Below are 21470 nucleotides of genomic sequence, written 5' to 3'. Positions count from 1 at the left end.
GGCGGGGAGTCCGGTTATTCAAAGTGGGTTTGCTGGGCGCTCACCTTGTCGTTGCGCAGCTTGTTAAGCTCATGGCGCACCTTTTCCAGCTCCGTCTGGAGGGATTTTTCCCGTTCGGAAGCAGGCGCCTCTGCGGAAGACGGCGCAGCCGCCCCCTTCTTCGCCTTGCCTACGGCATCTTCCGTGAAGAGCATGTTCAGCCCGGGAGCCTTCGTGTCAAACTTCAAGACGCCGGAAACGGGTTTCTGAGAGCCGGGATGCTTCACGGAGGCCCTCACCGTCACTGTTCCGGGCTTGGCGCCCAGGCGCACCAGCGCCGGAGCGGAGCCCCACTTGACGGGCTGGGTCAGGGTGCCGTCCGGTGAATCCGTCAGCAATTCGGCAGGACCTTCCACAGAAAAGACAAGCTCTTCATCATTCAGGCGCTTCACCGTTCCACGGCTGTCCGTGACTTCCGCCACCACCGCAAACACGTCGGAACCGTTGGCGCACAGCTCCACGCCTTCCTCACGGTCCAGGCTCAGGCGGATTTTTTCCGCCCTCCGGGAGGGCCGCACTTCATGCCTGGTCACCACCTTGCCGCCAATCAGGCCTTCCGCCACCAGCTTCACCGCCCCTTCCTTGCCGGCGCGGGCGAGCTTCTTGTTTTCCATGAAATCCCAGGCCTTCGGGAACACGACGGGAACGCGCTTGAGGCCGTTGGGGTAGGAAGCCACCTTCTTTTCCACCGGCACGCCTCCGTTGACGCTCAGGCGAACGGAATCACAGTTGGAAAACACCGTCACGTCTTCCGGAGAAAAAGGCGTGCATTCGTTGGCTATGTACACCACGGGACCGGAGCCGAGCTCATTGCGCGTCTTCTGGGGCCGCTGGGACATGAAGGCGTAATAGGAGGTCTTGGGCTGGCGGAAGGCATCCAGAATGCCGCCGTAGAAAGGGTCCGGATGATAGCCGCGCTGGTGGTCGAAGGGGTGCCACAGGCAACCGCCGAAGTGGTAGGCCGAAGCGGCGTTCAGGGTATCATACGTAGTGTACGGGAACGAGGTCTTGAGGTAATGGAGGGCCTGCACCATCATGGGGACTTCACCCCAGTGGCGCGCCGCGCGGGAGGTGGAGTTATGGGCGGACCAGGTATCCACGTTATCCCCGAATTCACGGGTAAAATACGGCTTGTTGTCCTTCCGTTCCTTGATGGACCAGTGCTTGTCCCCCGTGGCCGGGTGGGCGTACAGCACCTCATAATGCTGATTGCCCTGGGCCACCGCGTCGCAAGCGGTGTAACAGCCCTTATACGGGTATTCCTCATGCACCAGGTCGCGGGCCTTCTTGGCGAAATCCGCCGGGTAATGGGTCTCGTTCAAAATGGGCTCCCACATCATCACGGAGGGATGGTTCCTGTCCCGGCGCACCATCTGGCGGATGTCGTCATAAACCCGGTCCGCAAAAGGCCCCTTGCCCCAGAACTGCCAGCCCGGCGTAGCGACGATGACGAAAAGGCCCAGGCGGTCGCAGGCGTCCATGAAGGCCGGATCCTGCGGATAATGGGCGCTCCGGATTACACGCATGCCGGCCTTCCTCAGCTTCACGGCGTCCTGCCATTGCAAGTTGTTGGGAACTGCATTCCCCAGCCGGGCGAAATCCTGGTGCCTGTTGCCGCCAATCAGCTTTTCAGGGAACAGGGAGCCATTCAGCACCAGCCCCTTTTCCGTAATCTCCACGGTCCGGACGCCCACCCTCATGGAGCGGTTGTCCAGCAGATGGGCCGGATTCTTGGCATTGTTCCCTCCGGCGGCGTTCCATACCTCCACGCTCAGGGTGTACAGGTTGGGATCATCCGGCGACCACGGCTTTACATTGGAGATCACCAGGGGAATATCCACTTCACCCGTGGAATGGGGCGGAATGACCAGCGGGGCGGTCTCTCCGACGGGGTCCACGCCCTTGGGGTCCGTCATCAGCGCCTGCACGCGCACCTTCTGTTCCTTGTCCGTATCGTTGGCCACCTGCACCTTCACTCCCACCCTGCCCTTGCGGGTACGGGGGTCAAGGGATTCCGTCCGGAAGAAAACTCCGCCGCCGGCAACGGTTCCGGCCTCGTTCGGGTCCGTGATATAGACGGGACCGGTGGAAATCAGGTAAACGTCACGGTAAATGCCTCCGAAGTAGGCGAAATCCAGGCTTTCCTGGGGCTTGCCGGGAGGATAGGACCCGTCGTTGGAATTGTCCGCCTTCACGACGATCACGTTCTTCTGGCCCGGCTTCAGCCACTTGTCCAGATTCACGATGACGGGAAGATAACCCCCGAAATGCTCCGCGGCCTTCTCCCCGTTCACCCAAACCTCGCTCTTCCCCATGATGCCTTCAAAATACAGGGTGTTCCTCCTGCCTTTCAGCTTCTCCGGGGCCGTGAACGTCTTCCGGTACCACACCGGCCCCTGGTAATTGGAGCAGCCGCTGGCCTCCTCCGGAAGAAGCTCAATGCCGTTGGGAAGATTCACGGATTCCCAGGAAGAATCATTAAAGTCCGGACTGTTCACTCCTTCCGGGGCATTTTTGCCCTTGAACAGCTTCCAGCCCACGTTCATGCCGTAGACATCCCTCTTGGTCGTATTTTCAGGCAGGCGGAGGGCCCCCGCTACGGAATAGGCTCCCGTGGATGACGCAGCTTCTTCCCTGTCCACAGCCGGGTCTGCATAAAGAGAGAAAGAACCAGCCAGGCATGCCGCCGCCGTCAGGATAGTAGTGACTTTCATAAATGGAATAGGTGAATGTAATTTGGATATACGGGGAAACACTGCCGCCATCTTTCATTCATATAGTACATCCTTGCTGATAATGCAAATACATATGTCATCCCGCATCTTCCGCTTGACCTGGAAGGCATGTTTTTTCATAGTCGATTCGTCCTGTACGGGATTATCCCGCAGCCCCGGTCCGGGTGCCAGGCTTTCAGTCCCGTGAAAAGGAAAAAGTGTGGCGTTCCTCCCCCCGGCTGTTTCAGGGCTACGCCTTTATCCACTAGTTTTTTATGTCATCTTTCTTTCAGAAAATTGTCAAACTTTTCTCCTATGACATTGGCATTGACCTGGGCACCGCCAACACGCTGGTCAACGTCAAGGACCAGGGCATCGTTCTGCGAGAGCCCTCGGTCGTCGCCGTCAAGGGAGACAAGGTTCTGGCCGTGGGGGACGAAGCCAAGCGAATGCTGGGCCGCACCCCCGGCTCCGTCACGGCCATCCGGCCGCTGAAGGACGGCGTCATCGCCGACTTCTACATCACGGAGGAAATGCTCCGTTACTTCATTAAAAAAGCCACGGCCAGGTATTACCTGATCAAGCCGCGCGTGCTCATCGCCATTCCCTCCGGCATTACGGAAGTGGAACGCAGGGCCGTCAAGGAATCCGCGGAAGCGGCGGGAGCGCGCCGCGTGCACCTGATTGAGGAGCCGATGGCCGCCGCCATCGGCGTGGGCCTTCCAGTCCAGGAAGCCGCCGGCAACATGATCGTGGACATCGGCGGGGGCACCACGGAAGTGGCACTTATTTCCCTCTCCGGCATCGTTTACAGCCGTTCCGTCCGCTGCGCCGGGGACGAGCTGGACGACGCCATCATCTCCTACATGAGGAGAACCTACAATCTTATGGTCGGGGAACGCACCGCCGAGGACATTAAAATCCGCATCGGCTCCGCCTATCCCCTGCCCCAGGAACTCTCTATCGAGGTCAAGGGCCGCGACTTGGTCGCGGGCCTGCCCAAGACAGTGACAATCCGATCAGAAGAAGTGCGCGAAGCGCTCACGGAACAACTCAACACAATTGTTGACGCCGTGCGGACGACTTTGGAACGCTGCCCCCCCGAACTGGCCGCCGACCTCGTGGACCGGGGGATCGTTCTAGCCGGCGGAGGCGCCCTGCTGCGCGGACTGGACCAGCTCCTTCATGAGCAGACCGGCCTGCCCATCCACATTGCGGAAGACCCGCTCAGCGCCGTTGCGGAAGGTACCGGAAAAGCCCTTCAGGAACTGGACTTCTTCACTAATGTTACTGACGCGGAAGACTGAAGACGGAACCTCCGGAGCCAGCGCTCCGGCCTTGCGCCTGCCGTACTGCCGCATCACATCAACGCATCTGCCTGCATGATTCCTCTCCGGCCATCTCCACAGCTTGAAATCCAGCCGCTCCTGCCGGGAGGCGGCCCTCCGGGAACATTGCGGGCAATAGCACACCCTAGCTTATTCACACCCCGTGTTTACAAAAATGCTTAAAAAAATTAAACGAGCCTTCGGCTTCGGATCCTGTGATCCCATGGAAGGCTCCACCATCATCATCAATGCCGAGAAACTCGAACGCCGCGTAGCCCTTCTGGAAAACGGCGTACTGGAAGAATACACCATCGAGCGCGAAGGCGAAGACAACATCGTAGGCGGCATCTTCAAGGGCCGCGTCAAAAACATCGAACCGGGCCTCAAGGCCATGTTCGTGGACATCGGCCAGGAAAAGAACGCCTTCCTCCACTTCTGGGACGCTCTGCCCGCCGCGCTGGACTCCAGCCTGGAAGAAATCGAACGCGAAGGACGGCCAAAGAAGCAGCAGCGCAAAATCACGTCCAAGGACATTCCGGACATCTACCCCATCGGCTCCGAAATCATGGTGCAGGTCACCAAGGGCCCGATCGGCACCAAGGGCCCCCGCGTCACCACAAACGTCTCCCTGGCGGGACGCTACCTGGTCCTGATGCCCTTCACGGACCAGTTCGGCATCTCCCGCAAGATTGAAGACCCCAAGGAACGCCTGCGCCTGCGCCAGATCATGCAGAAGCTGAACGTGCCGGACGGCATGGGCATCATCATGCGCACGGTGGCCCAGGGACAGCGCTACCGCCACTTTGTCCGCGACCTCGCCATGCTGCTGGAGCAATGGTACGGCGTGGAGGAAAAAAAGGAGGCCAACCCCGCCCCCGTCTGCGTGTACCGGGAACCCGACCTGATCGAACGCACGGCACGGGACTTCCTGACGGACACCGTGGACAACATCATCTGCGACGACGCGGAAACTACGGAGCACATGCGCTCCATTGCGGGAAAAATCTCCCGCCGCGCCAAGCGCCACATCCAGCACTTCCCCGTGCGCACGCCCATCTTTGAAGAACTGGGGATTGAAAAACAAATCAACGAAGCCTTCCAGCGCCAGGTGCTCCTGCCCTGCGGCGGCTACCTGGTGATTGACGAGACGGAAGCCCTGATCGCCATTGACGTGAATACCGGACGCAACAAGGGCACCAAGGACCTAGACAAGACCATTCTGGACACCAACCTGGAAGCCGCCTATGAAATCGCCAGACAGCTCCGCCTGCGCAACATCGGCGGCCTGGTGGTGGTGGACTTCATCGACATGCGCCACAGGAAGGACCAGCAGGCCGTGTACAAAGCCATGAAGGACCGCCTGAAGCGCGACAAGGCCAAGACCCAGGTACTGCAGATCACCCCCATCGGCCTGATGGAAATGACCCGCCAGCGGCTCAATGAAAGCCTCCGGGAATCCGTTCATGACCCGTGCCCGTACTGCGGAGGCCGGGGCCGCGTCAAATCCGTGATGACCATGAGCGTGGAAATCCAGCGGCAGATCTACGCCTGCATCCAGAAATACAGGGAAACCATCGGGGACATGGTCATCGTCGTAAACTCGGAGGTGCTCTCCCGCTTCAAGAATGAAGACGCCAGCCTGCTCATGGAACTGGAACGCCAGCACAGCGGAAGGCTGATCTTCCGCGGCGACCACAACCAGCACCGCGAATCCTTCGCCATTTACGACGCCCGGTACGACAACAAGCCGCTGTACCAATCCGGGCAGTAGCTAAACCAACTCCGGCTTTCCGGGCCGGGCGACACCATCGCCCGGCCTTTTTTTGACCCGTCATGAACAGCATTCCCTCCTCTCCGAACGATCCCGTCAACACGGACATCCTGATGGTGGCGGAAGACCGCGTCAAGGGCTTCCGGCGCTTCCCCTTCCATGCCATTTCCGAGCAATGCGGCCACCCGGTCCCGGTAGTCATCCAGCGCCTGAAAGCCATGATGGAAGCCGGAGTGGTGCGCCGCGTGCGCCAGACGCTGCTGGCTACCAAGCTCGCCCAGGGGGCCCTGGTGGCATGGTCCCTGCCGGAGAAGAACCTGGATGCGGCCTTTGACTGGATGAAGGAGCATGACCCCTTCACGGGCCACGTGGTGCTCCGCAACACGGATGCGGCCAATCCCGGCGCCCAATACAGGCTCTGGACCACGGTCAAGGTGCCTGTGGGCTGCGGCACGCTGGAGGAACACTGCGAGATACTGAAACGCCACATCGGCGCGGACGACTATGTCCTGCTGCCCGCCCGCGGCGTTTTTGCGCTGGGCGTGGGGCACATGCGCCGCAGGGGCCTCCGGCCCGGGGACAAGACTCCGGAACCGGCCCCCATGCAGGAAACGAAAACCGTCTCCCTCTCCGGGCTGGAATGGAAGGTGCTCCTCTCCGTCAAGGAACAGCTCAGGCCGGAGGAAATGGTGGAAGACCCCTGGGCCCTCCGCGCCGCCCAGGCTGGCCTGGAACCGGAGGAATACTGCCGCACGGCGGAAGAGCTGGACCGGAAGCAGGTCATCGGCCGCTTCGCCACCTTTTTGGAACATGTACGGACCAGAACGAACGACGGCCCCGTCACCAAATACAACGGACTGTTCCACTGGACGGTTCCCGCCGGCATGGAAATCCGGGCGGGAGCGGAATGCGGACGCCACATCTGCATGACCCACTGCTATTGGAGAACCGGAGGGGACATCTTCGGCGGGGCGCAGATCATGGGCGTGGTGCACGGCCTGGAAAAAAACGCCGTGCTGGAACACAAGGCGGCGATTGACCGCCATCTGGACGCCTCAGGCATTCCCGTCCTGCATACGGCCGTCTTCTGGGGCGAACGCTCGGAAATCAAGCCCTCCGAAATTTCCCCGGACCTGTACAGGAAATGGACGGAGGAAGTGAAAAGCGCCCCCGTCCTGCGGTAGGCGGCCTTCTTCCTTTCCTCCCTGCTTCGCGCCATTCCCCGTGGCAAACTTGTTGCACGAACGGGTTTCCCTCCCGCGCGTCCGTTCTGGCATGGTGGCGTCGCTCCCGATAACCTGCGGAGCTTGTCACCATGAAGGCACACCATCTTTATTCCACAGCCACGACCCTGGCCACGGCGGTTCTGCTTGCCGCGCCCTCCCTTGCGGACCAGACCATCAGCGACACCCAGACCAAGGCCGTCAACATGACGGAGGGCAAACTGACCGTCACGGGAACCGGATTCCTGAACGTCGCCAAAAATGCCGTCAACCTGAAAGACCCCATCCAGTCCGCCCTTGAGATCGAGGTAATGGAAGGAGGCAGGATTTCCGGAAAAAGCGCCCTTGTCCTGGACCAGGGCATGGAAAACGGAATAACGGGACAGTTGATCAGCGTGACCAATTCCGGCACGATGACCGGAACGGAAAAACAGGCCATCGACCTGCGCTACATGATCAACACGTCCGCCACCATCACCAACAACGGTACCATTTCCGCCGGTCAGAAAGGAGCCGTCAAACTGGGCAATAACGCCACTGTGATCAACAACGGCACGATTGAAACCACGGCTGCGGGGGAAAACGGCATCACGGCCAAGCATTACGATCCGGAAGACGACGGCATTGACACCTTTGCCCATGGCCTGGACCTTGCCAACAACAGCGGAGGGAAAATCACCGGCATGAAACACGGAGTTACCGGAGAAGGGAAAGCCGCCATCAGCAATAACGGCAGGATTGAAGGCAGGGGAGGTTCCGGCCTGAACTGGGACTGGAACGCCGCCCTCCAGCAGGACGACAAGTACGTGGTCACCGTGGTTAACGGCAAAGACGGCGTCATCAGCGGCACCGGAGACGCAACCACCCTGGACGGCGACGGCGTGGACGTGGATTACATCGTAAACCTGACCAATTCCGGCACGATTATTGCCAAGGACTCCTTCGGCAGTGCGGACGGCCTTGCCATCGGCGGGGGCGTCGTAACCAATACCGGGACCATCACGGCTTCCAATTCCAACACGAACGGCCAGGCCTACGGCATTCTGGTGGATGATTCCGACGGCGGCAATGCCTTTGAAGCCATCCGGATCACCAACAGCGGCACCATTGAGGGAACAGGCGCCAACGGCGTGGGCATCAGGATTGTCAGCGACAGGGAGAACTGCATCTTCATGGAAGGAGGAACCATTACAGGAGGCAGCGGCCAGGCGGTGGTCATGGGTTCCGGCGACGATGTATTTTCCTATTCCGGCGGAACAGTGAACGGCAGCGTGGACGGAGGAACAGGCTTCAACACCATGGTCTTCCAACCGGCGGAGACGGACCTCACGTTTTCAAGCGATTTGAAAAACTTCCATTCCATCAGCATCCAGGGCTCATCCCTTTCCCCGGGCGCTTCCGTCACCCTGGAAAACCTGACCATTACCCTGGATATGGCCTCCCTGAGCCAGGACAAGCCCCTGTTCAGCCTGGAGGGGAATTCCACAGCCTCCGGCTCTCTTTTATTCAACAATGTAATCCTTCAATTGATGGGAACTCCGGACGCTCTTCCGGTGGATGGGTCCGGCATGGTTTACTTCAAACTGGCAGGGAACGGCATCAGCCTGGAAGGGCTGGAAGTACGGACGGAAGGAGGGTATAAGCTGGATATGAGCCGGGATGGCTACGTAGGCGTCAATTTCAACACGCCGGAACCGGCTGCCGCTGCCCTGGGCCTGTTCGGCTTTTCCCTCTCCATGCTGCGGCGCCGGCGCACTGCGGCCTGACATCATTCTTCCGGACCCCCCAAATCCTCCAACAGGGAATGACCCTGCACGGGAAAAATAAAGCTTCTGAAAAGACGAGCTTTTTTCCCGGACGCAGGGGCGTTCCGTACATGGGGGCAGAAAACCAACAAAAGGATACCTTCTAACGGAGGACAGCGCCGCGCAACGGCCTTCCTGCCCCCTGTTCCCTCTCCGGCGTTGAGTGGCCGGCTGGCCGTCCATGCGGAATTCTTCATTCCCGGCTTTCAGCTTGAGGGGGAGGCAAACCCCAAACAGTCATGGAAGCCGCAACAGCCGCACCGGTTTCCCTGTTCCGGCCCCCTATCATCAACAACGCCGTTTCTCCTTCCCCGCGCCAGGGCAAAACATACGGAATATGGCTTTCCAGGCATCTCCGCACAAAGTCCCGGAAACTGCATCATCTGCAAAAAACTGTCTTTTCTTCCTTGTGGAACACGCGCCCGCAGCCGCCACCTCATATTTTTCCGCAAGTCTGCGCTCAAGAGAGCCCCTCCCTACGGTACGCACCGTTTTTTAACCGCTCTTGTTCTCTCCCTGCCAGCGGCTCTTCCGCATTTTCCCAATGAAAAAATGTCTCCGGAAAACGTGCAGCGTCCCCTAAGGCGCGGCAGCCATTCCGGACAGTAGGGATGCGGTACCCTCATGAGGGAACGAAGTACAAAAAAGGACTGTCTCCCTGTGAAGGGGAGACAGTCCTTGTTGAATGGAAGGCGGCTAGCAGAAAACCCGCCGCGTCAGTTCGTTACTACTTTTTCTCCGGCTGGGCGGGAGCCTGTGCCGGGGCTTGGGCAGGCGCCTGAGCGGGAGTCTGGGCCGGAGCAACGGCAGCGGGATGCTTGTAGGAAACCGCAAACCCGTCGTACTTGGCCGGCAGCTTCCTGTCCGGAAGCATCAGTTCATGCAGGCGGTACAGCGCGGCCGCTTCCTTGACGTGCGCGGGACGGGCCTTCATCTGCAAGTCGGGAATCACGGTTTCAGGATTGTGTTTTCTGGCTTCCACGGCAGCCGTCACGGCGGAATCCTCCAGGAACTTGGCCACATCCGGCATGTGCAGGTAGGAGTCCAGGGAACGCACCACGCAGGCGGAGGCCAGTTCTTCATCGGAACCGTGCAGCAGCACCAGGGCTTCCGCAAAGTAATCCAGAGCCTTGTTCCAATCCTGGGCCACCATGGCGGCGGCCCCAAGAGCATACTTCATCCGCGCCTGCTGAAGGCGGGTGGCATTTTTCTTGGTGGCCAGGAAAGAGGCGGCACGGCTTTTCACGCCGTTCCAGTCCTTGTCCGGAATCAGGGCCATGATTTTGGCAACCTCCAGATCATCCTGGGCGGAGGGGGACAGATTGGAACCCCTTACGGGGAACTTGGCCAGCAGGCCTTTGACCCCGGCCCAGTCCATCATGCGCATGGCGCACTCCAATTCATAAACGGCCGCCCGGGCGGACAGGCTGTCCTTGATGGAAAGCGTGGAGGCATATTTGTTCACCAGGGCATGGAATTTGTTGCGGGCGTCCTGGTATTTCCGGTTTTCCATAGCCACCTTGGCGTCCACGAAATCATCCGTTTCAAAGATGTACAGCGTTTTGAAGGCGCTGGCCATCTGCTGGAGGACTTCCTGGGATTCCCGGCTTTCCACGAACTGGACCATGGGGCCGTTGGCGGAAAGAATGTAAATATCCGTCGGGCGGCCATTCTTGATGGCCGGAGCGGCAGCCCTGGCGCGCAGGCGCTGGGGATTCTGGGCATTCTGAGCCATAGCCGGAACCAGGGTGGACAAGCCGGCCAATACCATTATTACTGAAAGTGCTTTCATATTGTTGATTGCTAAACCTTTTGTTGTTACTTCTGGCCCTTGGCGGCGCGTATGGCGGCTTCATAGGCGGCGATGTCCGCCCGTTCCTGGCTGACGGCGGGATCGGAGCCGAACTTGGCCGTCTTATCCTTCACCTCGTTGACCAGGGCACTGTCTTCTGCCGTCATCTTCTTGCGGTTGGCGGGAGTATCCAGCAGTTGCACATACTGGCTGCCGGCCTTCCAGGCGATATACCTGTCGGACGGCTGCTTGCCCGCCCCCTGGGACATCGTGTTCCTCTTCCACAGCGTATCCATCTGTGCAAGCACGGCGGGAGCGGACCACTTCACGAGGCCCTTGTACGTGCCCGTGATGTTCATGAAGTTGATCAGGGCCTTGTCCAGCTCGTTCTGCTTCAGGTAGGCTTCACCTTGCAGGTAGAGGACTTCCGGCAGATTCTTCTTGTAGGACTTGTTCTCGCGGTACTTGTCGGCGGCGGCAATGACGGACGGCCAGTCCTGGCGGGCGGAGGTGAACTTGACCAGGTTGTACTGGGCGTCTTCCATGGCCTTGCGGTCCGGGTTGGCGCTGGATTCCTCCTTGCTGAGTTCATCCTTCATCATCTTGATGGCGGTTTCCACCTTGGCGTTATCTTTGCTGCGGCCCAGAGCAACGGCCTTCCCGAAGACCGCATTCTTGCGGTATTTGGACATGCCGTTGATGCGGGCCTTCTTGCGCACCGGATCAGGTTCCGACGGGTCCAGGATTTCATCAAAGTAGGCGATGCTTTCTTCCGGCTGGGACGTATTGGCCAGGTGGACACCCAGCTTCACGAGCGTGTACGGAGGCAGGTCGGAAGGTTTGAAGTCCCGCTTCAGCTCCACGAAGAGCTGCTTGACCAGACCTTCCAGAGCGGCCTTCTCGGCACGCTGTTCGTCCGTTTCCGTGGGAGCCTTTTCATACCGTTCCTGCGTCTGGGCAATGACGGCCATGCGGAGCATGGCGCTCAGCGTCTTGTCCTTGTCATTGTCCACGCCTGGGAACCGGTAGAAGTGGTTGCGCATGGCGTTGGCGTCCAGATTGCGGCCCAGCGCCTGATTGCCGGCCATGTACGTCTTGGTGTAGGAGTTGACGGCTTCCTCCAGAAGAACGGTCATCTTGGGATCGTCCTTCTTGCCTTCCCTCACAATGACTTCCTGCATCTTGACGGACGCGGGGTCAAACATCTCCTTGTCGTCCTTGAAGAAGTCCATGGCGGCGGCAGCCAGCTGGAGGCTGTAGCGGCTGCCGGGCTGGTCGCTGTTCTTCCAGTACTCGTCATACCACTTCTTGACTTCGTCCCGTCGCGCCGTCCTGGCCGCTTCCACGGCTTCCTTCGGTTCTACGGGGAGAGGTTTCTTGGTGGCATTGATGAGCAGGTTGTACACGGCTTCCGCGGCGGGGCGCTTGTCGCCCAGCTTTTTGGCGGATTCCAGAGCGGCCAGGAAATAGCCTTCCGCTTCCTGTTCATGCTCCTTGCTGCCGGCATACAGGTTCGCCAGCAGGTTGTTGGCATACGGGAACAGGCGGTGCTCCTTGAAGTTGTCCACGATTTCCTTCGCATCCTTCGTGGCAAGCTCCTCGTCTCCGGGGTTCTTGCGGTTCAGGTAGTTGAAGGCACGGTCATAAAGCACGGCGGCCATATTGGCGTCATTCTTGTCCGGGAAACGGGCAATGTAATTGGTGAAGGCCTGGATGGCTTCATCCGTATTGCCCAGGTTCGTGTAGGTTTCACCCAGCAGGTACATGGCCGTTTTCAGGTAGGTGCTGTCACGGTATTCCTTCACGAAGCGTTCCAGCACCGGCACCGCTTCCTTGTAGCGGGCGGCGTCCGCAGCTCCCAGGTTGAACAGGGAGGCGCCTTTGCAGTACAGGGCCAGTTCATAGAACTTGTGGGTGGGGTCGTCCTTGTGCAGCTCCATGACCTTGTCCGCCTGCTGGACGCAGAGATCGAATTTCTTGTCCTTCAGCAGTCCTTCCAGGGACAGGGTGTTCAGCATGGGGGCATACTTGGAATTCGGGAATTCCTTCAGGTGCTGCGCCACAAGCTCGCCGCCTTTGTCCGCTTCTCCCAACTGCCAGGTAGTCATGGCCAGGTAATAGAGGTTGTCCTCCCTGCCCGGGGCGTCCGGATAGGATTCATTGATAAGCTGGTAAGCGGCGCGGGCGACCCTCTGGGAACCATGCACCAGGGCCTGGTTGCCCATGAAACTGAACGTGAAGGCGTCCATGACCTTCCCTTCCTCCTTCATCTTGTTGAACTGGTCAATCAGGGCGGTCACCTTCGTCCTGTCCAGCGTATGGGAGAGGTCCGTCACGCCGGGCACGGCGCCGTTGGCGCGTCCCAGGCGGTCCAGGGAATGGTTGGCGTCCGCCAGCACTCCGGCCTGGTCGGGCAGGAGGCCCATCAGCACCATTGCCAGAGAGGCGTAGTCTTCAGACTCCTTCTGCTTTCCTTCCTGGAGAAGGGCGCGGGATTTTTCCAGCACTTCCGCAATGTAGCTCACCAGCCGGGGAGCGTACAGCGCCACGCGGGTGGGGCTGATGTTCATCACGGAAGGATGGGCTTCCACAAATTTCACCGTTTCCTGGCATTTGCCGGTCTTGATGGCGGCATCCACCATCGCCAGGAAGCCGTTGGTGATGACGGCATCCGTAATGCGGCGCCCCTTGTAGCGGGAGGTGACGCAGGAGGTAAGGTTTTCCAACCCTTTCTCAAAGGCGGGCGGATCCATCTTGAAATAACACTGGGCCAGCAGTCCCTGCACTTCACCGGCATTGACATTCCGGGCTACAGGGTCGCTGCGGTATTCCTTCAGGAATTTCTCCAGCAGCTCCGCGCCCTTGGCAAAATCCCCAAGGCGGCAATAGTTTTCCCCCTCGCGGAACAGGGCCATTTTCACGAGCTGGTTCTTGGCGCTCGGAAACTTGGTGTAACACGCCTTGAACGCTTCCACAGCTTCCTTGTATTGCTTCAATTGGGCCAGGCAGACGCCCTTCTGGTAATAGAACCAGCCGAAGCCGTCATCCAGCCCCAGCGTCTTGATACGGGGTTCATAAACGCGGATGCAGCGGTCCACGGCATCCAGGGCTTCCTGCCACTTGCCTTCCTTCATGGCGGTCAGGGCCGTGCGCTGGTAATCGCGCGGGCCATGCTGGGCACTGGACGGGAGCGCCGCCCCAATGCTCACCACGGAAACCAGGCCTGCAGCCAGTGCAGTAGTATAGTTTGATTTGATCATGTGTTTAAAATTCGTTGAAACAGAAGAGATAATAGAATAGGTACAATATCTGTGCAAATGCACGGAATGCACCTATCTGTAATGGATTGCGTCATTCTAACAGGATGCTGCAAACTCTAAAGCAGAAAGTTCTGTATTTTTAGTCATCCTTGCAAGAAAGTTCTTCCTGCTCGCGTTCCCTTAAGGGAGGATTGGGTTTGGAACCAAAAAGGCCTTTTTATCTCTGAGAATCCTGCTCTTTCAAAAAAAGATCCGGCATTCCGAGCCGGAGCAAATTCCGGCCATTAACGAAATGAACGCCCCTCTCTCAATTATCCTTGAAAGTTTTCAGGACCACTGAGTCCATCCCGGCTCTCATCAAAACATCCATGACAGCTGCGGCGCGCTGATTGGGAACATCTCCAGCCACCATTAACTGAACCACTACCCGGCCTCCCGCCCTCCCTGCGCTCCGCTTTTTGTTTTTCAGCCACTCGACGATAACCCCCAGGCTCCCTTTCTCCTCCACCAGAGGATAAAAAAGGCCATTCCCGTTACCGTAAAAGAGAACATGCGGAAGAAGAAAAATGGAAGCGGACGGCATTGATGAAACCGTCCCGCTCTGCGGCCTTTCAGGAATGCCTGGAACTGCTGCAACAGGAGGTCCGGAAAAACGAACCCTCTTCACATTGCATTCTGCGGCAACCTGTATAACTTCGCGGGAATCCGTGAAGAGAGCCTTCCGGTCACCGCGCAGATAGAGGAAAGGCTCCTTACAGCCCTTTGCCCTCAGCTGTTCTGCCTGCTTCTTGATATGTTTCTTTAGTTCTTCCGGGGAATGGAGAGGCTCATGGGAGCCGGATCCCCAGCGGATACTGGAATCAGTACCTTCCGGACGCCTGTCCTCCTTTTTGCCATACACATTGATCACGATGTTGCCGAAGGATGACCTGATTTCTCCGGAATGTTCATCTTCCCGCATCTGAAGGCCTTCCTCTCCCCGCCGCGCACTACATCCTGCCGTCTCGGAAACCGGGATGCTGCGGCAGGCGCCCGATTCCTGAGACGCCTTCAACGGTAATGCCAGAACGGCGTTCGAGAAGACGATCAGGATTGCCCCCCACCGGGCTGCATGATTTGACCGGACCATAAGAAAAAAAGACAGCGGGCCACTTCCACACTCTTGCAGGGAAGCTGAACATCAATAACACGGTCCATCCGTGAATGGCTTAGTCGTCCTTGAGGTCGGTCAGGGCCACCGTGGTAATTCCTGCTTCCGTCAAAGCGTTCATGACGTCAATGACGCGCTGGTGGGGAACATCGCCCTCCACCCACAACTGAACTACCGGCTTGGTGCCTACGGCGCTGGCTTCCTGTTTCTTGGCTTCCAGCTGCTGCACGAGGGTCGCCAAGTTATGGTTGTTCATGTCATTGTCAATCATCAGGCTGTTGTCCTTGCCCCAGTAAATGGTGCCGTCCTTGATGATGCGAATCAGCGCCGGTTCAATCTGGGAGGCGGTATCGCTCACGGATTGTCCCGGCATGGACATGTCCAGCTTGCGTTCCTGAATCAGGGAGGTCGCCACAAGGAAGTAAATCAACAGAAGGAAGCACACGTCGATAAGGGAGGAAATATCCAGCTTGGGATCTTCATCCTCAACCATCTCCAATTTTTTATGTCTTGCCATAGCGCGTAATGTTATTCGTCCTTGTTTGCAGCAGAGGAATTTTTGGCAGGCAATACGGCAAAGATCACCTTGACCACGCCACATTCCGCAGCCACGCGAATCACTTCCCGCGAGCCCTTGAACAGGGCCTTCTGGTCGCCGCGCAGATACAGGCGGGTTTCAAAGTCCTGCTTGTCCTTGAAGCGTTCCGCAAGGTTTTTGATATATTCCTTCAGTTCATCCGGAGAGTTGAGCGGCGCACTGACATCGGAAGCCCAGCGAACGTTGGGATCCATGCCGGCGGGACGCTTTCCATCCCCTTCACCGTACACATTCACCACGATGCAGCCGTTGGCGGATTTCACTTCACCGGAACTGCTGGCCGTGGGCATTTGAATGTTCTTATCCTTTTTAACGGTAATGGCCGTAGCGTTCACCACGAAGAAGATCAACAGGAGGAAAACCATGTCGATCATGGGGGACATATCCATTTCCCCGCTCTCTTCGTCGGCCGCTACATTGGCTTTTTTCTTACCCATAAGCTACATTTGGTTGAGATTCTCCGGCCCGGCTCCGCCTGGGCGGAAACTTCCGGACCGGACCGTCTTTCCCGGCGATCAGGCCAGGCCTTCGGGAATGCGGGCAAGCTGGGCTTCGGCGTTCACCACGTTGATGGAGGTGTTCACCATTTCCTGCACGGTGCCTACGCATTCGGCAATATGGGCGTTGGCGATGCCCTTCTGGAAGAAGAAGAACGGCGTGGCGATAATGGCGTTGATCAAGCCCCAGAAGGTCGTCAGAAGAGCCACGGAGATGTCACCGGCAAGCTGGGTGGGGTCTGCCTGTCCGGCGCTTGACAGCGTGCCGAACGCGCCCACCATCCCCTGCACCGTACCGAAGAGGCCGAGCATGGGGGAAATCTGCGCGCAAAGGGCCAGCATGTTAATCCATTTGAATACGGAACGGCTTTCATTGGCCGTAAAGTCGGCTACGGCGTCTTCAATGGCGTCCTTGCCAAGGTCTTCCGGACGGGTGGCGTCCACATTCGGCAGGGCATACGCAACCAGGCGGCCCAGATAGGTGGGGCTGCCGGCTGCAACTTCAATGGCGGAGCGGATGCGGCATTCGGCCATCAGCTGCAACAGGGTGACCTTGAGGTCTTCCGGACAGAATTTTTCCTTTTTCAGAGCCACCATGTTGTAGATTACCAGGAAAACGATGAAGGCTTCCACCAGCATAATCGGGATCATGGTCCAACCACCGGCGATGATCCATTTGTCAAGCATGGTCTGTTCCTGCGGAACAGCGGCTTCGGCAGCTTCCTGAGCAAAGGCGGATGTAGAAAACGCGGCCATCAGGACGGAAGCAAATGCGGCGAAACGGAAACCCAGTCTAAAAAGGTTCTTCATAATTTAAGTTATATGGTTGTTCGAAAAGATACTGGTGTATTAAAGCATGCAAATTCAGACTTGCAAGCATTCATTTCGGGCCCTGGCAAAAATTCAGACACCCGCGGAACCGTCTTCCCGGGCCAGCCGGCTGCAGATCGGACAGCGCCCTCCGCAACCCCGCGCAGAGCAGTATTCACGCCCGTACAAGACGATGCGCAAATGAAGATCCCCCCATGAATTTTCAGGGAAAAGGCTTTTCAAGTCACGTTCCACGGCTTCCACCGTTTTCCCCTTGCTCAGCCCCCACAGCCGGGAAAGGCGGAAAATGTGCGTATCCACCGGAAAGGCAGGAACGCCGAAGGCCTGGGTCATGACGACGGAGGCCGTTTTATGCCCTACCCCAGGAAGGGATTCCAGGGCCGCAAAGTCGCAGGGAACCTGCCCCTGGTATTTTTCCACCAGGATGCGGCTGAGGTTCACGATGGCGGACGCCTTCCTTTCCGAGAGGCCGCAGGGCCGCACGATTTCCCGGACCGCTTCCACATCCTGCCGGGCCATTTCCTCCGGAGTGGAAGCCAGGGCGAACAGGGCCGGAGTCACCAGGTTTACGCGCTTGTCCGTGCACTGGGCGGACAGAAGAACCGCCACCAGCAGGGTGTAGGCGTCGCGGTGCGCCAGGGGAATGGGAGGGTTCCCATACAGGGACATGAGTTCCTCCCGGACAATGGAAGCCCGTTTTTTCGTATCCATGCCGCCAGATTACCATCCTGCACGCACGCCGGAAAATAAAAAAGCGCCGCCATGTGATGAATGGCGGCGCCCGGGTTAAAGGGTTCAGGAATCCGGTCAGTCAGCCTTGGCGTAAAGCCCCTTGGACACGCGGTGCTGCAGGGCCGCATACATGGCGCGGCAGTGCCTGTAGCCGCGGCGGCTGCCGAGCACTTCCAGACTGTTGGCGGGGTCTCCCCAGCGGACGATGGTCAGTTCCACATAGCGGCGGCCCCATTCCTTCATCAGCTTCTTGTTAGGCTGGTAAATGTCAATGGTTCCGGTCCCGACTAGGGCGCTCCCGTAATCGTCAACGACGTAGAGATAGGGCTGCCCCTTGATGCGGAAGGTTGTTCCCAGAGGGTAAACGGACCAGTCCGCAGCGGCGCTGCGCACGGAAGAAGTGTATTTCAGCGTCGTGCCAACGGCATTCCGGGGTCCGTAGGCCAGATGGTCACGTTCGGAATGGGTATAAGCCGTGGTGCGTACTACACGGGTGCGCTGGGCGGGGTGGTAAAACGGCATCTTGTGTTTGTCGCGCCCCAGTTTGGGGAGCTTGGAAGAAGGCACTGCCGAACGGCTCGGCGCCAGGGGCTGAACAAATCCCTGGGCATTTTCACCTACACGGGCCAAAACAAGGGCGTCACTACTGGATTTCCCCATGCCGGTTACAGCTCCGTTTGTCGAGCAACTGCTGACAAACATGGCCGCGACGGCACAAGACAGGGTGGCAATTATTCTTAAATTCATGCGGTATGAGGTTAGGCGCCATACACATGGCAGTCACTCCGGCAGAACCTTCAGGCCATGTGCGGAAGCCGAAAAATCGGCAACGGCGGCTCTTGGGTACGAAATAATTTCTGCCTTGGCAATCCTTTTTTTTCACCGACCCCCTTCCAAACAAGGAAAACCTATTAATATAAAACGCTAAAAATAAGCAATATATAAAACATGCCGCATTTTTGTCATATCATGACAAATAATATACTTCACGAAACATCTTTTTCTATCACATCACGACACACTTTTTTATTTTTAATACATCTTGCTTACTATAAATATGATATAAGAGAAAATCGACCTCAATCCTTCAAAAGATTCCCTAAAAAAGTTCAATGGGCCAAATTCCGGAAGGCCGTCATGGATGGAAAAATCGCGTCTCCCCTTGAACGAATTTCCCTTTGCTGTTCAGGCTTCCACGTGAATTTTTCCTTTCCCGTTTCCTTATCTGCGCCCTTCCTGCTTCCCAATATGCCGCAATGCAGGGTTCGGGAAGAGGTTGGGAAGAACATTTCCCGGCAATAAGGATTCGGGACACGGGATTTTTACCGGGGCATGCTCCGGCCATGGGAAAGCTATAGAAAAAAAGGCATGCAGGCCTGATTGAAAAAACATCCCGTAACCCGTCTTGCAGCAGTTTTTCAAATTCTGGAGAAACTTCCATGCCAAGAAAAAGAAAGATGCGGGGAACAGCCCGCTCTGCGCAGGAAAGGAATCCTTCCGTTTTCTCCTGTAATTTTTCCGGAGCGGGAACCGGAAAAGCCCGGTTGGACGGAAAACGAAGCTTCAACCCTGGAGAGCAGGGAAAGCCGGAAGGCGAACGAATCAATTCCCTGCCTCCTGTAAAACGGTCCCGGAACAAGCATGCCCGCTTGCAGGCGGGCGTTGCCCCGTTGAACGGCATTCATGGACAAGAGGGGGGAAATTTCATAGCCGCCCTTCCTTTTTTCTCTTTCCCCTCTTTCCTGCGACGCTCTTCAGATGACGCCAAGCCTCCTGCTCCCGGCGGCCGGGCGCACACCCAATGGGCTGTTGCATCCCTCCGGAAATAGATTACACTCCGGAACGAACATGTCTGCCGGCCTGCCCCAACACCTCACGCTGGACTACCTGCGCGCCCTGTTATCCCGGGGCGTGGAGAAGGCTGCCGTCACGGAGGAGGCCAGAACGGTCTTGAGGAAATGGGTCATGGACGCACGGCGGATCGCCAGGGGGGAAATCCCCTCTTCCGTTTCCGCCCCCCCTGTTTCCGGAGAAACGCAGCCGCCGCCGGAAATCCCAGGCCAGCCGCCGGACTCCGTGGATGAAGTTTCCTTCGGCAACGAACTCCGGGACATCCTCAACGGAGTACAGCCGGGCAGAACGGAGGAGGAAGCCACGCTGCCCCGCCATATTTCCTTTGCCCTGGAAGGTGAAACGGAGGAAGAGAAACTGTCCTCCCTCCGGGAACTGGTCGTCAACTGGCCGCCGCTTCGGAATATGGAGTCCCTGCGGGACACGCCCGTCTTTTCCTCCGGCAGTCCCAGGGCGGACATCATGATGGTCACGGACGCCCCCGGCCTGTATGAAGAAAAGCAGGGCGTTCCCCTGGCCGGCCCCTCCGGACAGAAGCTGGACGCCATGCTGAAAGCCATGGGGCTTTCCCGTACGGACATTTACCTGACCCATCTGGTCAAGTACCGCCCCGCCCTCCCCCGCCAGCTTACCAACAACCGGCCTCCCACGGACCGGGAGATAGAGGTATCCCTCCCCATTCTCCGGGAGGAAATCATGCTGGTGCGCCCGAAAGTGGTGGTAGCCCTGGGCGCCATCGCGGCCAGGGGCATCCTCCAATCCGGAGAGACGCCGCTTTCCGCCCTGAGGGGGACGTTCCACACGGCTTTCGACACGCCTGTGCGCGTTACTTACAATCCCAGCTACCTCCTCCGCACGGAGGATATTTCAGAAAAACGAAAGGTTTGGGAAGACATGCTGTGCGTCATGGAACAGGCCGGCCTCTCCATTTCCGAAAAGCAACGTTCCTATTTCCTGCCCAAAAAGTAACATATGGATTATTTAAACAGCATTCTGGAGCGCAAACGCGCCGACTTGAAAAAAATCCTTCCCCTGGAAGGGAAATTGCGGGCCTCCGCCATCCAGAGGAATGACTATGCGGGATTCCGCACCGCGGTGGACCTTGGGGAAAACCGTCTTTCCGTCGTCCCGGAAATGTCCAGGGTCCATCCCGTCCTCAACCTCCGGGAGTCAAACCAGGACCTCCGCCACCTGTACGGCATGTTCATCCAGGGCGGCGCGCAGGGCATTTCCATCGCCGTGGAACCGGAGGTATACGGCGGTTCCTGGGACATGGTTTCCACCATTTCCAGAATCAGCACTGTCCCCGTCATGGCGCGCGACGTTTTCATCCATCCCGCCATGATCTGCCAGGCTATCGTCTCGGGAGCGGACGCCGTCAACCTGGTGGCGGCCGCCCTGCCGGAAAAGGACCTGGAAGACCTGTACCGCATGGCCTCCGGGCTGGGACTGGACGTGATGATGGAAGTCCATACCCTGAATGAGCTTGAAACCGCCATGGACCTGGAAGCGGAATTCGTCTGCATCAACAATGCGGATCCGCATACCCTCCAGGCCAATCCGGCGGTTACGGAAAAACTCATTGAAGAAATTCCCGCCTCCGTCACCGTCCTGGCCGCAGGAGGCATCCGCACCGTGGAAGACGCGCGCCGCATGCTGGACGCCGGAGCCAACGGCGTCATTCTTCAGGACGAACTGGCCCGCATGGATATTCCCCAGGATTTCATGGAAGCCATTCTGGCGCTCAGGGCGGAATGATTTTTCCTCCTGCACTATATATAATAGACAGGCGCAATCTGTGCCCGCATGGAGAAATGCGGGCTTGAAGCCGCTTCCGCGGTTTTTCCAATCATGGCTGTCCCGGAACGGAAAGGGTCCC

The 21470-nt window shown here is 58.1% G+C and carries 16 protein-coding genes; 6 read left to right on the top strand and 10 right to left on the bottom strand.

Annotation, left to right across the window (positions count from 1 at the left end):
* Window positions 1–14: 14 nt before the first annotated feature.
* The gene (locus P8A25_RS01835) at window positions 15–2753 is read right to left on the bottom strand and encodes a glycoside hydrolase family 2 TIM barrel-domain containing protein (protein ID WP_215443528.1); all 2739 of its coding nucleotides are present in this window, start codon (window positions 2751–2753) and stop codon (window positions 15–17) included.
* A gap of 275 nt (window positions 2754–3028) precedes the next feature.
* On the opposite strand from P8A25_RS01835, the gene P8A25_RS01830 reads away from it, so the two are divergent.
* From P8A25_RS01830 to P8A25_RS01815, 4 genes are all read left to right on the top strand, one after another.
* On the top strand, window positions 3029–4060 hold the full coding sequence (locus P8A25_RS01830; RefSeq protein WP_012419593.1) for a rod shape-determining protein: 1032 nt from the start codon (window positions 3029–3031) through the stop codon (window positions 4058–4060).
* 196 nt (window positions 4061–4256) lie between these two features.
* Window positions 4257–5852 (top strand): Rne/Rng family ribonuclease, encoded by a 1596-nt coding sequence (locus tag P8A25_RS01825; protein ID WP_022397588.1) that lies wholly within the window; start codon window positions 4257–4259, stop codon window positions 5850–5852.
* Window positions 5853–5914: 62 nt separating this feature from the next.
* Window positions 5915–7036, top strand: coding sequence for an AsnC family transcriptional regulator (locus P8A25_RS01820; protein ID WP_102722856.1), 1122 nt, complete (start codon window positions 5915–5917; stop codon window positions 7034–7036).
* A 131-nt stretch (window positions 7037–7167) separates the two neighbouring features.
* A complete protein-coding gene (locus P8A25_RS01815) occupies window positions 7168–8841 on the top strand; it encodes a hypothetical protein (protein ID WP_102731629.1) in 1674 nt (557 codons plus the stop codon).
* 766 nt (window positions 8842–9607) lie between these two features.
* Here P8A25_RS01815 and P8A25_RS01810 read toward each other — a convergent pair.
* The 9 genes from P8A25_RS01810 to P8A25_RS01770 all read right to left on the bottom strand — a co-directional run bounded on the left by P8A25_RS01810 (window position 9608) and on the right by P8A25_RS01770 (window position 19307).
* A complete protein-coding gene (locus P8A25_RS01810; protein ID WP_146017847.1) occupies window positions 9608–10672 on the bottom strand; it encodes a hypothetical protein in 1065 nt (354 codons plus the stop codon).
* Between the two features lie 26 nt (window positions 10673–10698).
* Window positions 10699–13932, bottom strand: a complete 3234-nt coding sequence (locus tag P8A25_RS01805; protein WP_022397592.1) for a tetratricopeptide repeat protein — start codon at window positions 13930–13932, stop codon at window positions 10699–10701.
* Window positions 13933–14239: 307 nt separating this feature from the next.
* Entirely contained in the window at window positions 14240–15061 is an 822-nt protein-coding gene (locus P8A25_RS01800) for a hypothetical protein (RefSeq protein WP_404838742.1), read from the bottom strand.
* Window positions 15062–15140: 79 nt separating this feature from the next.
* A complete protein-coding gene (locus P8A25_RS01795; RefSeq protein WP_022397594.1) occupies window positions 15141–15599 on the bottom strand; it encodes a biopolymer transporter ExbD in 459 nt (152 codons plus the stop codon).
* Window positions 15600–15610: 11 nt separating this feature from the next.
* On the bottom strand, window positions 15611–16117 hold the full coding sequence (locus tag P8A25_RS01790) for a biopolymer transporter ExbD (RefSeq protein WP_022397595.1): 507 nt from the start codon (window positions 16115–16117) through the stop codon (window positions 15611–15613).
* 78 nt (window positions 16118–16195) lie between these two features.
* The gene (locus P8A25_RS01785) at window positions 16196–16987 is read right to left on the bottom strand and encodes a MotA/TolQ/ExbB proton channel family protein (protein ID WP_022397596.1); all 792 of its coding nucleotides are present in this window, start codon (window positions 16985–16987) and stop codon (window positions 16196–16198) included.
* A gap of 93 nt (window positions 16988–17080) precedes the next feature.
* Window positions 17081–17719 carry an endonuclease III gene (gene nth, locus P8A25_RS01780; protein WP_022397597.1) on the bottom strand — a complete coding sequence of 213 codons (639 nt, stop codon included), beginning with the start codon at window positions 17717–17719 and terminating at the stop codon, window positions 17081–17083.
* Window positions 17720–17815: 96 nt separating this feature from the next.
* Window positions 17816–18487, bottom strand: coding sequence for a 3D domain-containing protein (locus tag P8A25_RS01775; RefSeq protein ID WP_240454353.1), 672 nt, complete (start codon window positions 18485–18487; stop codon window positions 17816–17818).
* Between the two features lie 388 nt (window positions 18488–18875).
* The gene (locus P8A25_RS01770; RefSeq protein WP_215443523.1) at window positions 18876–19307 is read right to left on the bottom strand and encodes a hypothetical protein; all 432 of its coding nucleotides are present in this window, start codon (window positions 19305–19307) and stop codon (window positions 18876–18878) included.
* Window positions 19308–19588: 281 nt separating this feature from the next.
* On the opposite strand from P8A25_RS01770, the gene P8A25_RS01765 reads away from it, so the two are divergent.
* Both P8A25_RS01765 and P8A25_RS01760 read left to right on the top strand, forming a co-directional pair.
* Complete coding sequence (locus tag P8A25_RS01765) at window positions 19589–20560, top strand: uracil-DNA glycosylase (protein WP_215443522.1); 972 nt, start codon at window positions 19589–19591, stop codon at window positions 20558–20560.
* 3 nt (window positions 20561–20563) lie between these two features.
* Complete coding sequence (locus P8A25_RS01760; RefSeq protein ID WP_022397601.1) at window positions 20564–21349, top strand: glycerol-3-phosphate responsive antiterminator; 786 nt, start codon at window positions 20564–20566, stop codon at window positions 21347–21349.
* Window positions 21350–21470 lie beyond the last annotated feature (121 nt).

The organism is Akkermansia sp. BCRC 18949 (assembly GCF_045011645.1).
Classification (GTDB): domain Bacteria; phylum Verrucomicrobiota; class Verrucomicrobiia; order Verrucomicrobiales; family Akkermansiaceae; genus Akkermansia; species Akkermansia massiliensis.
This window is presented reverse-complemented; position numbering and strand designations above follow the sequence as displayed.